This window comes from Micromonospora sp. NPDC047812 (genome assembly GCF_040704175.1).
Classification (GTDB): Bacteria; Actinomycetota; Actinomycetes; order Mycobacteriales; family Micromonosporaceae; genus Micromonospora.
This window is the reverse complement of record NZ_JBEYRY010000016.1, coordinates 46,919-59,426: the sequence shown is the minus strand read 5'-3', so window position 1 is coordinate 59,426 and position 12,508 is coordinate 46,919. Positions and strand designations below refer to the sequence as shown.

Annotated in this window: 11 protein-coding genes and 1 pseudogene; 4 read left to right on the top strand and 8 right to left on the bottom strand. The window is 65.7% G+C overall.

The annotated features are described in order from the left end of the window. On the bottom strand, positions 1–1,958 hold a 1,958-nt coding region (locus AB0883_RS29795), incomplete at its 3' end, for a type I polyketide synthase (RefSeq protein WP_366644597.1). A gap of 126 nt (positions 1,959–2,084) precedes the next feature. Next, positions 2,085–2,435: a hypothetical protein gene (locus AB0883_RS29790; protein ID WP_366644596.1), complete on the bottom strand. Its 351-nt coding sequence runs from the start codon at positions 2,433–2,435 to the stop codon at positions 2,085–2,087. 944 nt (positions 2,436–3,379) lie between these two features. Here AB0883_RS29790 and AB0883_RS29785 point away from each other — a divergent pair. After that, on the top strand, positions 3,380–3,544 hold the full coding sequence (locus AB0883_RS29785) for a hypothetical protein (protein ID WP_366644595.1): 165 nt from the start codon (positions 3,380–3,382) through the stop codon (positions 3,542–3,544). 181 nt (positions 3,545–3,725) lie between these two features. Here the strand turns inward: AB0883_RS29785 and AB0883_RS29780 are convergent, their stop codons facing one another. Both AB0883_RS29780 and AB0883_RS29775 read right to left on the bottom strand, forming a co-directional pair. Beyond that, positions 3,726–4,238, bottom strand: a complete 513-nt coding sequence (locus AB0883_RS29780) for a 4'-phosphopantetheinyl transferase superfamily protein (RefSeq protein WP_366644594.1) — start codon at positions 4,236–4,238, stop codon at positions 3,726–3,728. A gap of 522 nt (positions 4,239–4,760) precedes the next feature. Then, positions 4,761–5,273: a hypothetical protein gene (locus tag AB0883_RS29775; RefSeq protein WP_366644593.1), complete on the bottom strand. Its 513-nt coding sequence runs from the start codon at positions 5,271–5,273 to the stop codon at positions 4,761–4,763. A gap of 782 nt (positions 5,274–6,055) precedes the next feature. Here AB0883_RS29775 and AB0883_RS29770 point away from each other — a divergent pair. Both AB0883_RS29770 and AB0883_RS29765 read left to right on the top strand, forming a co-directional pair. Beyond that, positions 6,056–6,859 (top strand): transcriptional regulator, encoded by an 804-nt coding sequence (locus tag AB0883_RS29770; RefSeq protein ID WP_366644592.1) that lies wholly within the window; start codon positions 6,056–6,058, stop codon positions 6,857–6,859. Beyond that, entirely contained in the window at positions 6,856–7,125 is a 270-nt protein-coding gene (locus AB0883_RS29765) for an integrase core domain-containing protein (protein ID WP_366644591.1), read from the top strand. The genes AB0883_RS29770 and AB0883_RS29765 overlap by 4 nt, the downstream gene beginning before the upstream one ends. Before the next feature lie 60 nt (positions 7,126–7,185). Here the strand turns inward: AB0883_RS29765 and AB0883_RS29760 are convergent, their stop codons facing one another. From AB0883_RS29760 to AB0883_RS29750, 3 genes and pseudogenes are all read right to left on the bottom strand, one after another. Then, the gene (locus tag AB0883_RS29760; protein ID WP_366644590.1) at positions 7,186–8,313 is read right to left on the bottom strand and encodes a cytochrome P450; all 1,128 of its coding nucleotides are present in this window, start codon (positions 8,311–8,313) and stop codon (positions 7,186–7,188) included. Between the two features lie 251 nt (positions 8,314–8,564). Further along, positions 8,565–8,681, bottom strand: a pseudogene (locus AB0883_RS29755) (IS5/IS1182 family transposase); the annotation flags it as partial. Between the two features lie 271 nt (positions 8,682–8,952). Further along, entirely contained in the window at positions 8,953–9,906 is a 954-nt protein-coding gene (locus AB0883_RS29750) for a hypothetical protein (protein ID WP_366644589.1), read from the bottom strand. Positions 9,907–10,365: 459 nt separating this feature from the next. Between AB0883_RS29750 and AB0883_RS29745 the strand changes: the two genes are divergently transcribed. Next, positions 10,366–11,007, top strand: a complete 642-nt coding sequence (locus AB0883_RS29745) for a hypothetical protein (protein ID WP_366644588.1) — start codon at positions 10,366–10,368, stop codon at positions 11,005–11,007. Positions 11,008–11,921: 914 nt separating this feature from the next. Here AB0883_RS29745 and AB0883_RS29740 read toward each other — a convergent pair. Further along, positions 11,922–12,380 (bottom strand): hypothetical protein, encoded by a 459-nt coding sequence (locus tag AB0883_RS29740; RefSeq protein WP_366644587.1) that lies wholly within the window; start codon positions 12,378–12,380, stop codon positions 11,922–11,924. Positions 12,381–12,508 lie beyond the last annotated feature (128 nt).

Below are 12,508 nucleotides of genomic sequence, written 5' to 3'. Positions count from 1 at the left end.
AAGGACAGGCCACCGGCCACACACGCCGCGGCGATCTCTCCTTGGCTGTGTCCCACCACCGCCGCCGGCGTCACTCCCACCGAACGCCACAACTCAGCCAGCGACACCATCACCGCCCACGACACCGGCTGCAGCACATCCACCCGCTCCAGCAACGCGGTATCCGCCAACGCCTCGCGCAACGACCAGTCCACAAACGGCGCCAACGCCTGCGCGCACCGGGTCATCGCCTGCGCGAACACCGGCTCGGCGTCCCACAACGCCACACCCATGCCCACCCACTGCGCTCCCTGACCCGGGAACACGAACACCGGACCCGGCCCGCTACCCGCACCGGCCGCGACACCACGCACCACCACCGGCGAGGCGTCCAGATCCCGCAACCCGGCCGGATCCTGCAACCCGGCCAGATCCTGCAACCCGGCCAGGAACCCGTCCAAATCCCCGGCCACCACCACCGCCCGATGCGCAAACACCGACCGGGCGGTGGCCAGAGTCCAGGCCACATCCCGGGCCGAGATCTCCGGCTGCTCGGTCGCGAACGCCCGTAGCCTCATCGCCTGCTCACCCAACGCACGGGCCGTTCTCGCCGACAGCGACAGTGCCAACGGCGCCGACCCCATCGGCCCGCCGAGCCTGACACTCTCAACAACCTCAACGTCGGCGACCTCGCTTACGACGACGTGGCAGTTGGTGCCGCCCATGCCAAACGAGCTAACGCCCGCAACCAGCGGCCGGCTGGGATCCGGCCATCCAGTGGTCTGCGTCTGAACCTGTAGGTTCTGTTCCTCCAGCCGAACCCACGGACTCGCCTGCCGGAAGTTCAAGCTGGCCGGAATCTGGCGATGGTAGATTGCCAAGATCACCTTGAGCAATCCGGCGATACCCGCGGCACACTCAAGATGGCCAATGTTCGTCTTAACCGATCCCACTCGCAGTGGACCGTAAGCACGGCGGGGCCTGCCAACGGCCGCGCCCAGCGCGGCCGCCTCGATCGGATCACCAACCTTCGTGCCAGTGCCGTGCAGCTCGACATACTGAATGTCTGCTGCTTGCACGCCTGCGCGCTCATGCGCGAACCGAATGACCTCCTCCTGCGCGGAGGCACTAGGAACCGTCAGACCTTCGCTTATCCCATCGTGGTTGACAGCGCTGCCGCGAATGATGCAATACACGTGGTCACCGTCGACCAATGCCTGCCGTAACGGTTTCAGTACAACTACTGCACCGCCTTCGCCGCGCACGAACCCGTTGGCCCGGGCATCAAATGTGAAACAGCGGCCGTCCGGCGACAGTGCCCCGAACCTCGACAACTCAACGGCAGCCTCTGAGCTGAGATTGAGAATAACACCGCCGACAATTGCACTGGAACACTCGCCGCGACGCAGGCTGTCACAGGCGAGGTGAATGGCAACTAGCGACGACGACTGGGCGGTATCGACGGTGATGCTCGGTCCAGTCAACCCGAGCGTATACGATACCCGGTTGGCGATCATGCCACGCTGCAGGCCGGTGTTGCTGTGCGCAGTGATTGCCTCCAAACCGTACCGGCGCAATAGGGTTGCGTAGTCATCCTTATTCGCACCGATGAACACCCCGACGCGGGTGCCCCTAATTCGCTCCGGCACGACGCCGGCATCCTCAAGCGCCTCCCAGCTCAGCTCAAGCGTCAGTCGCTGCTGCGGGTCAACGGCGGCAGCTTCCCGTGGCGAAATCCCGAAAAACCCAGCATCGAACTGGTCAACCCCGTCAAGGTAGCCCCCATACCCTGTGCCCAGGTGCGGATTGCCCGGGTCGAACGGAGTGACGCCCCAGCGATCAGCAGGAGTGGATGAGATCGCGTCCAGCCCATCGCGTAACAGGGTCCAGAATGCTGCCGGACCAGCGGCGCGTGGCAGACGGCACGACACACCAACAACGGCAATCGCACTATCCTGGGCTCGGGTGGTCTCAGACATCGCTGAAGGTCTCAGACATCGCCATCCTCAGATATTCTAATCCACACTGCGGAAAACACGAACCAGCGGCCTGGAAGTGAGCCTGCCGGTGTGACGCCCCCGACTGGGCTCACACAGTCACCTGACCTACACGTGATCTTCGATCACAGGCCAACAGGTCAGCGCCACGCGGTCGGAGTCTTGACACTGAATCGTTTGACGAGACGTCATTAGCAATGATTCGGCAGGCCGGGCGCGTGAGGAATTTGGCGAATGCTCCTTGAGAATCTGCCAGCGGACCCAATCGCGGAGGAACAGTGCAGCGATGCGACGGTTCGATCCACGCCCACTGGCGAGCGCCAATCGGCCTTGCCTTGTAGCGAGTTCAGCGAAAATGCAGTGCGCGATGTTCTGATCGTGGCAGATCTCGTCGCCATAGCCTCGATCGGATTCGAGCGCATCCGGCAGGCGGCAGAGCCGCCGCAGTGCTCGCACCATTGGGACGGAGTTGATTAGCGGCGTGAACTGGAGACGTCGAGCCGGTTGCCGACGGTCAGACTGGCAGCGAGCGGGATACTCGCGCCTTCGATGATGACATGACGTTTCGAGCCGGTTTCGATGCTGCCGACCTATCGTGGGTCGCCCTTCTGATCCCACGCGTACGAATTGTCGAACAGCGCCTACAGCCAGTCGAGTATGTCCGCAGCATGCGGATCGACCGGCAGTACCTCGTGCAGGCCTTGCCGAACTCCCGCCTCGCGCCACTCGGCCAGTCGCCGGAAGCAGGCCATTCCGCAGCCGAAATCCTGCTCTTGTGGCACGAACCTCCAACGGTCCCCGCTCTACTGTCCGAACAGGAGGCAGCGCACCATCTGCCGGTCGTGTCACCATTTCGATCCCAGCGGGCGACACCACTGCGCGAGCCGGGCGACAGCGGCCCGATCTAGTCCCAGAACCCGTCCAGAATCATCCATAGCAGCTGGTGGCCCTTTCACATGGCAAATCAACTAGGGCCGCCGTCCACGAGAGACTGGTGATCCTAGATCGTCTTGTGAGGCGATCCATGAGATGCGGCAGATCCGCTAATTGCCTAGGCAGTCGTTCACATGAACCGCTTACCTCCCCCAGGAAGCGTTACTAAGGCCAGGCCCGACTTGGAGCAGCCGACTGCCCCAACCTGATTGGAAAGACACTTCGAGGTGAACCATGCAGCCCGCGATCAAGAAGCTCAGGGCTCTGCGTTCGGAACACGGTGAACCTGATGCTACGTAACGAAGGCAATGACGAGGTTGTGCAATTCACGACCGGGCTAACTCGCTGGGCCCTGGGAGCCGATGCCTAGAGCGGCGGCGGTCGAGGTAGCGTGACGAGCCGCCCGGCAATCAACGGCGATCCCACGGCCGAAGGGGCGAACGTGGACGAGGCATCAATGATCCTTCCCCGTGGGAGTTTTCTTCACCGGAACGACTTCTCCATACACGATTCTCAATCTCCGCGCACCCTGTCAAGGGCCCGGCGCAATGACCGCAATCATGAAGAAGTGGCGCGATGACGCGGCCCGGCTGGTCGTGTCGTTCGGCGACACCGGCGAGTTCGGCTGGCTTTGACCGCCGGTCCGGGTCAGCGGACAAAGCCGGTGGCGGCAAACGCCTCCGCGCCCGTCGCGTTCGCGGCGGACCCGCACGGGCCGGACCGACAACACTGTGACCGCCCCGACATGACCCGGTGCGGGATCCAGATCGACGATCTGCGCCGTCCCGACGAGGTCCGGGCGGTCGATGAAGCCGGTCAGCCGGGCCGGGCCGCGCGGCGCGGCGCCCACACTGTCAGGTTCGACATCGGGATCCGCAGCCCGTCGCCGGTCGCCTTCAGCACCGACTCCTTGCGCGTCCAACAGTGGAAGAATGCCTGGGTCCGGGCCGGCCGGCCGTGAACAGCGCGGAAGTCCGCGCGCTCGGCGTCGCTGAGCACCAGTCCCAGCATGCTGTCGACGTCGACGCCGGCGATCACCTGCACGACGTCTACTCCGACGGCTGCGTCCGCGCACAGCGCGACCGCCACCCGGTCGCCGGCATGCGTGAGGGAGACGTTGAGCGTGCTTCCGACGACTCCAGGGCGTCCGTGCGGCCCTCGGCAGTCCGGGCACTCGCGGCGAAGCTTGACCTTCCGCGGATCGTCATCGGCCGACTCGGCAACCGCGACCTTGAGGAACGCGGTGGCCGTCGTGAACCGCCGTCGCGCCGCGACCCGGCGGAGGACCCGGCGGTGCAGGCGACCGCCCAGACGATCGCCGCTAACCATTTCGGATAGATGAGGCCCGTACGGCCGTTCCGCGCCAGTTCTCGTCGATCGCGTCGGTCACCCATCGCAGCACACGATTAGCAGGTCGCCTAGCGTACGCCGGCACGTGGAGACCCGGGCCGCGGGAGACCAGCGAGGATGGACTGCTGCGCAGCCCATCAAGCGAGTCATCGGATCCGCATTGGTGGCGAAATTGCCAGCCATGTCGTTGGATGGACTCATGGGGCCCCTCCCCGAGGTGTGCGTGGCCCGCACTACCTGTCCTAGGGCGGCCGTAAGCCTACCGCCACGACGGTGCGCCCCACCGGCGCTGCGATCAATACCGCCGCTACGGGGCCCGACGGGCCGCGTTCAACCGGGTGCAGGACCGCCAGCGCCGAGCGTCGTCCCGGTGTGGGAACGCCTGGAACGGATTCGTACGGGTTCTCGGCCCGCAAGCCGACGTCGGCAAGGTCATTCGCACTCACGTTCTGCCTGCAGCGGCCTGAACCCGTGTCCGGGAGGCGTGCGACATGGTCTGGCTCAGAGTGGCCGCCCGCGCGTCCGTCCCTGGCGCCATGGATCCGGCGCCTTACCGGTTCGTCGCAGCTCCTTGATCCAGCCGTTGGCGATCTGCCGGGGAACCGAGTAGTGCTCGGCGACCCTCGCCGCACTCCCCATCTTCCAGTACTTGACGGGGAAGTCGGGCGGCATGTCGCTTACGTGCTTACCGACGCGTCTGGGCGGCACCTTGTCCGCAGGCGCCGACGTCCGCCCTCCGTCGATTGGCTGCGCAGGTTCGTCTCGTTCTATGTCATGTCTGTCAACGATGTCTGGCACCGAGCCAGGGGTTTCCGCCTCTCCGGATAGCCGAAACGCAATCTCGATAACCTGTCGAAAGTCCAGCTCAGCCAGCGTCTGCGGCACGGCGGAGCCACCGTCGTCAGGCCGTACCGAAATCTCCCGGAGGGTAGGGCCAGCTGAGGCCAGGTCCACAACGACCCTTATCTGCCCGCTGCCGCCAACCCGCTCAACTGTGATGAGGTACTCGCTCATCAAAGCTCTCCTTTATGCGGTGAGCCCGACCACGGGCAGCACACTGTTACGATGGTTTACCGTTCAGCTTCCGCAACCGGCCTATCCAACCCTTCGCGGTGTGCCGCGGAACCCCGTAGTGTTCGGCGACGCCGGTGACGGTACCAGCGGCCTCGTACACGGCCCTGAGCTCTTCCGCATCAGGCATGCGCCGGTAGGCGCGGCCCGACCCCGTCCCCTGATGGCGCGGCGCCTCTGCGGGTTGCACCGCGGCAAGCCGGCCATCATCCGCCGAACCGTCAACCGACTGCTGAGTGTCGGACCGCCTGCGAGTCGTAACCCGACCGCCAGCGGGCGCGCTGGGACCAACGACTCCAGCCGCCGCGCCGGCCCCCACTGCCGAACTACTGGCACGCGAGGCTCCCGCGCCCCCAATTAGTGCCTGCCCGATCGCCTCAAGATCTATCTCAGGCAGCGAGCTGACAGTCAAACCGGCCGGGCCACTGCTGCGCATCGTTATCTCAGCGATCCGGTACACGCCGCCGCTGGCTTCAACCCTGATCAGGAGTTGAACCGCACCAGCAGCTTCATCGTCATCCGTTGATATAGCGACACGAAAAACAGTCATCCCGACATATTAGTCCTTCGCCTTGCGGGTGCCGGAAATGACGTCCGCCCTGGTCATGGCGGTTTGACGGCCAGGACGAGATCTTGTGCACCTCGACCTGTCCAGGCTGCTCGTATCGGTGACCACCACTGGGCGAGGATGCCTGGTTGTGCTCCTACGACTGGCGTTCCTCGGCATGACCAACGCGCTGGCGATGCTGCGGCTGCTGCCTATGAGCGATCGGGCCAAGGACGCGGAAATTCTGGCCCTGCGACACCAGATCGCCGTCCTCGAACGGCAGATGCACGGCCACAAGGTCCGATTCGCTCTCGCTGATCGTGCCTTGCTCGCCGCTCTGCTGCACCGACTCCCCCGCGACGTGCTGCGCCGGATCCGGTTGTTGGTTCGTCCCGAGACCGTGCTTCGCTGGCACCGTGACCTGATCGCTGCCCGGCACGCCCGCATCTCCCGCCCGAGAAGGCTCGGCCGGCCGCCGACAGTCCGCTCGATCCGCGTGCTGGTGCTGCGCCTGGCTCGGGAGAACAACTCGTGGGGGTACCGGCGCATCCACGACGAACTGCTCGTCCTCGATGTCAAGGTCGGCGCGTCCACCGTCTGGGAGATCCTCAAGGAGGCCGGTATCGATCCGGCACCCCACCGCACCTCCCACACCTGGGCTGCGTTTCTGCGGTCCCAGGCCGAAGCGATCATCGCCGCCGACTTCTTCGAAACAGTGACGCTGACCGGCGCCAGGATGTACGTCCTGGCGACCATCGAGCACGTCACACAACGGGTTCGGATCCTCGGCGCGACCGACCACCCGACCGCCGCCTGGGTCACCCAAGCGGTCCGCAACCTCGGCATGGACCTCCACGACGCCGGCTGCCAGGCCCGTTTCCTGATCCGCGATCGGGACGGCAAATACCCGGCGCTGTTTGACACGATCCTCGCCGACAAGGGATCAGGGTCGTCCTCACCGGCGTCCAGATGCCCCGGATGAACGCGATCCTGGAACGCTGGATTCAGACCTGCCGCCATGAGCTGCTCGACCGCATGCTGAACTTCAACCAGCGCGACCTCCTGCACGCCCTTCGGCAATACGAGTGGCACTACAACGAGCACCGAGCCCACCGCGGGATTTCCAACGCACGGCCGCTGCGTCCGCTGCCCAGACCGATCACCAACCCAGACACGATCACGCACCTGACCATCCGCCGCCGCGACCGCCTCGGCGGACTCCTCCACGAATACGAGCATGCCGCCTGAACTGCACGGACAGGGTTTCCGGCACCCGCAGGGCGGGCGGCCGGAGGGCCGGCGGCCGGGTCAGTCGCGGGCGGTGAGCTCGACCCGCAGCGTGTTCAGGTGTTGCTGGAACGGCGAGCTGGCCTGCCAGTCCGGTGTCGCGTCGACCAAGCGCAGGTCCGGGAAACGATCAAGCAGGATGCGGAAACACTCGTCTGCTTCCATCCGGGCCAGCGCGGCGCCCAGGCAGTAGGACGCGCCCATGCCGAACGCGGTGTGCCGGTTGGGGGTACGGGTGATGTCGAAACGGTCGGGTTCGTCGAACACCTCGGGGTCGCGGTTGCCGGCCACCATGGCGAGGTAGATGATCTGGTGCGCCGCAATGGGCACGTCGCCGATCACCACCGGTTCGGTGGTCGTCCGCACGACGCTCCCGCCCGGGCCGTCGCAGCGCAGCATCTCTTCCACGGCTGACGGGGTCAGCTCTGGCTTCTCCTTGAGCAGGTCGAGCTGCTCGGGGTTCTGGAACAGCAGGAGCAGCCCGTTCGCGATGAGGTGGGCCGTCGTCTCGTGGCCGGCGAACAGCAGCAGCACGCAGTTGGCGACGATCTCGTCCTCGGTGACCAGGCCGTCCTTCTCGGCGGCCGCGAACGTGCTCAGCACGTCCTCGCGCGGCCGTTGCCGGCGCTCCGCCAGCAGTGGCCGCAGGTAGTCCTGCATCTCCAGGATGCTGCGCTGGCACTGGCGCAGCCGGGCCAGGTTGGCGATCTGGAAGACCGCGAGGACGTCCCGCGACCAGGCCTGGAGCAGCTCGCGGTCGCGGATCGGCATGCCGAGCATCTCGGCGATGACGTTCGCCGGCAGCGGGTACGCAAGGTCCTTGACCACGTCCATCCGGCCCTGCGGCGCCACGGCGTCGAGCAGCTCGTGGGTCAACTCCCGTACCCGCGGGCGCAGCGCGTCCACTGTGGCGCGCGTGAAGTACCGCTTCAACAGCTGCTGGAAGCGGACGTGGTCAGCGGTGTTGGTGTGCCCCATCCACATGTCGATCGAGGCGCGCAGCGGCAGCAGCTCGTCCTGCTCGGCGGGACTCAGCCGCCGGAGACCCTGGGCCATGTTCGCGTTGGCCAGGCGGCGGTCCTTCATTCCGGCGACGATGTCCGCGTGCCGGGTGACGAGGTACGCGTTGAGCTCCGGGACCCAGGTCACCGGGGTTTCCGCCCGAATCCGGTGGAACACGCGGGTCGGGTTTTTCCGCGCCTCGGGGGTGAACAAGCTGTTCTGCCGAATCGTCCTGTTCATATCCTCCATGCAGTGATTATGACGTGGGACGTACGCCGGCGCCATGCCCGCCAGCCGCGGGCCCCTGTCGCTCGACCGGCCGGAAAGTTCCCAGCAAAGCACAGGAAATTGGCGGGAACCAGGTCGCGGCGGGTATCGACTAGGGCCTTTCCTGCCGATCATGGAAGCCAGATGATGGCGGCGATCAGGACGAGGCTGGCCCGGTAGAGGGATGCGCGTTTGGCGTAGCGGGTGGCCAGGTCACGCCACTGCTTGAGGCGGTTGAAGCAGCGTTCCCCATCGCCGGAGGGCTTGTGCGCACGGCCTGATCTCTCTTCCAGCCACAGCGAGAAGCTAGGCCCCGACCATGACTGCGTGCCCTTCGTGGTCAAGTCGACGGTACGCCAGAGGTTCACCGGGGGGGTTGACGCAGTCCCATGAATGTGTCATCTCAGTCAGGAACTTCGCCGATCGGATCGTCTTGCCACAGACTGGTCAGGGTTGAAGGAGAAATAGGACCGGTAGACACCTGACTGATCCGGGTTGAGGCCAACTCGCGCGACTCCGTCATCTCTGGTCGCGTTGGTGGTGTTGGCGTAGCCCCACCGCACCCTTGTTGATCGTCGTCCACGGATCGATGACTACCGGATACGCCGCCTCTGACCCCCGCAGCAGCGACAGGTCGGGTCGGATCACGAGGTCCGCCCCCTCCATCCTCGTCGCCAACTCCGCCTTGCGCGCCAAATCCGGCGCCGCGCGCACCACCTCGCGCCTCTCCTGCGCGGCAACCTCCGACAGCTCAAGACTCTTCGCCGCCCGGGCGGCCGGAATCAGCCCCGACGAATCCCACATCAGCGCACTGCCGGTTGACACCACCGCCCGGCCTGACGCGTCTACGACGTCAAATCCGCCGCTGGGACGAGGACGCCTCGCCAGAGAGCCGGTGGTTCTCAGGCCGAACCGCAACTCGTCCAACGCGGGATTCTTCGCTGCCTGCGGTGACGTCACCACAAGCACCCAGGTGAAACCGTCGACCAACGCCCGCAGACGCAAGTCCACACCCGGCAGTACCGATCCGTAGACAGCCGTGTCACCCTCCAACCGCGGCGTCGGCAACGCGCCCGGCCACGCCAACTCAACATGTCCGCCCTCGATCGCTAGGCGTACAGCGGGGCCTGCCCCGCCCGCAGAGAACGCAACGGCGGCCAGTGTGGCCATCGGCGTCAACGTACCGTCAGCGGCCCGCTGCAGCCTGGTGTCGATCTTCTGCCAGCCACCGCCCCGACGGTCCTTCGTCCATTGCGGCACGGCGTACGACTCCATGGCCAGGGCGCCCCTTGGGTCCGCCATGACTCGCGAGGTCTCTGTCTTCAAGCTCGTGACTTCTACCGAGGAGCCCAATCGCTTCGCCGCAGCGAGTGCTTCGGACTCGTCCAGGCTGGCCACCTCCGTCGTGCAGGGCGCCGCAGCCGCAGCCGGCACCGTCTCGAACGGCACTGTCATCCCGGCGGCCAGCGCCATCACAACAGCGACACCACGCGCCTGCCATCTGAGACCTCCGACCATTCTTCGGGGACGCTTGTCTGACCTCCTACTTGTTCATAAAGATGACCGAGATCGTCCGACCACAGCGCGGCCGGCAATCGGCTGCGCCGGCGTGCCACATCCACGGACGGGTATGCGCCGATCGGGATGGGTGCAGCATCAGCTGCCAAGAGATCTACCGTCCGGGCGTGTCCCCGTCAGCGGACGCTGGTCTCGATAGGACTCGCCACGGGTCCCCCATCCGGAATCAGGACGGTCTCGTCTGCGCCGGAGATCAAGGTCGATCGCATGTAGTGAACCACAGTGATCCTTGCCAATGGGCCTGCGCGTCCCTTAGTCGACCGTGTCACGGGAAGCTGTCCGGCGTGCAGCGGGCGCCAGCCCTGGATCAGTGTGGGATATCGTGCGCCAGCGACCGGACGAAGGAAGTGGCGCATGGCGAGAACGAAGCTCATCGACCCGCGGCGCACCGTGCTTGTCGCGGTCCTGGCTGCGGCGGGGCTGCTTGCAACGACCGCGTGCTCACGACTCGCCGATACCGTCCCCGCGACCAGCGGAGACCCGTCACACTCCCCCGTTGCGATGCGACTCGACAAGCCGGAGAAGCTGTTGGGCAGCTGGAACGAGTCGGTCGACCGACGGCTGCGCAAGCCAGCCATGGAAGATACCGATGGCTTCAGGAAGTTACTGAAAGGTGAGCCGACCAGCGCCGTGGGCACCGCCTACACGCCGGTGGAGGAGCAGTACTCGCGAGAGCTGGGAGTGCACCGCCCTGGCGACAACCGCGTCATCCTGGTCAATGGGGTGTCCGGCACTGTCACCGCTCCAGACGCAGCACTGAGTCACGTGTTCGCCGCCCGGCCGGCCATCACCGACGTAGTACCGGTTCCCCCGGGTCCGCTCGGCGGCGTGGCGGGCTGCGGCAGCAGCCAAAGCAAGGACGGCCTCACCAAATTCTGCACATGGGTCGACGACCACACCATCGGCATGGTCACCTTCATAGGCTTCCCTCAGTCCGACGACCAGCACGACATGTTCCGGCAGATTCGGGCAGAGTTCGAACACCGGGCACCCTGACCCGTGGCACCGGCGGGTTCTCGACCATCACCCGCCCATCCGGCCGCAGGTGCGCGACGGCCGATCAGAACAAGCGCCGGCCGCACCCATCCCGTCAAACAACTCGCCGAGCAGCTCTGCCGGGACTGCGAAGATCGGGAAGGCAATCACACGCCCACGGGATGAATCACCAGGCTCGAAGGCCCGTCACCTGAGGAAGATCAGGACCAGAGCCAGCCGGTGATCCTGCCGCACACCGAGGGCTCGTCAAACCGCCCGCCGTAGCAACACTTGGCAACATCTACAGCGCTTGACGCGGAATCAAGAGACCACAATGCCGCTTCATCCGGGATGCAGATGAAACGGCAGGTCAGAGCGTTCCATAGTCAGCTGACCGGCGGCCCACGGTCCGCGCCGTTACCGCCAATAAAGATCATCCGTTACCGAATGTTACCGCCGCCACCTGAGAAGATCTTCATCTCCCCAGGTCAACCGGTCGGGACGGCCGGATTCGAACCGACGACCCCTTGACCCCCAGGACGATTTGGTAAGCGTTCCCGCACGTCACACACGCTATCCCCAAGATCAGGCCGTGCGGTCGACGTCGTGCCGCGCACCATCGCGCAGGCCGTGTGGTCCCCACTTGGTCCCCGGAACGCTGACACGCTCCAGCGACCGCAGCAGGCGGTTTAGGAAGTGTGGACACGGGCGGAAGCGGCTCGGCAAGGAGCTGGTCCGGCCTGCGCTGCCAGGCTGGCGGCCACCTCCAGGAGCCGACCGCCGTTGACCCTCGGCACCCGTGCCAACAGGCACGCAACGGGCACGGCGCGACCGGAGGATTATGAGATCAAGTTGCGTTCTCGACCCGCCTGCGGATACCGGGCTCTAGCAGCGGAAACGGCTCTCGACATCTCACACCACTTCCTCGCCTTCCGTCACCCTCTTGCGGACTGGATGCGGACCGTGCGAGAGCCGCCGGTTCCGCAATAGGTGCACTCCGGATCTCTGCCGTCTGAGGGCCACTGGTAAACGACCTCATCGCCGGTCTCTCGCGCCAAGCGTTCAGCGAGAATCCGGCCGTTGGCACGCCAACGCGCCTGATCTTCGTCGGTCGAGGGCTCCGGTTTGTCGCTCGGTCCACGCCATGCGGCGTGTTGGTGTTGGTCTTGCCAGCTCGCCCAGGCCTGCAGGTCGGCAGCCAGCTCGGCGGAGATCTGTAGGTGCTCGGGGCCAACGGAGGCACACACCTCTCTCGGCGGCCGGCCATGCACCGGGGGCAGCGTGACCCGGGTCCAGACCGGGAAGGCGCCGTAGTCGGTGTCGATGTCGAGCCGGCGCACCCCATCGGGCTGGCCGTGAGGGCAGTGGCGTGAATGAAGCCGGAACGCCTTCATGGGCTTTGACTCAACACGCTGGCAGGGCTGAACGCCAGACGGCACAAGGGCCTTCAGATTAGAAGGAGATCGTGGATGGCTGGTCAGGTGATGGCGCTCCTGGTCAGCCCGTCCGTCGTTGTCGGGCA

What these genes read in the sequence shown, in the direction of transcription:
- AB0883_RS29775 (WP_366644593.1), bottom strand. Translation starts at nt 5,273, where the DNA reads ATGAGCGAGTACCTCATCACAGTTGAGCGGGTTGGCGGCAGCGGGCAG.
- AB0883_RS29790 (WP_366644596.1), bottom strand. Translation starts at nt 2,435, where the DNA reads ATGGTGCGAGCACTGCGGCGGCTCTGCCGCCTGCCGGATGCGCTCGAA.
- AB0883_RS29750 (WP_366644589.1), bottom strand. Translation starts at nt 9,906, where the DNA reads ATGGCGCTGGCCGCCGGGATGACAGTGCCGTTCGAGACGGTGCCGGCT.
- AB0883_RS29745 (WP_366644588.1), top strand. Translation starts at nt 10,366, where the DNA reads ATGGCGAGAACGAAGCTCATCGACCCGCGGCGCACCGTGCTTGTCGCG.
- AB0883_RS29765 (WP_366644591.1), top strand. Translation starts at nt 6,856, where the DNA reads ATGAACGCGATCCTGGAACGCTGGATTCAGACCTGCCGCCATGAGCTG.
- AB0883_RS29780 (WP_366644594.1), bottom strand. Translation starts at nt 4,238, where the DNA reads ATGGTTAGCGGCGATCGTCTGGGCGGTCGCCTGCACCGCCGGGTCCTC.
- AB0883_RS29740 (WP_366644587.1), bottom strand. Translation starts at nt 12,380, where the DNA reads ATGAAGGCGTTCCGGCTTCATTCACGCCACTGCCCTCACGGCCAGCCC.
- AB0883_RS29770 (WP_366644592.1), top strand. Translation starts at nt 6,056, where the DNA reads ATGACCAACGCGCTGGCGATGCTGCGGCTGCTGCCTATGAGCGATCGG.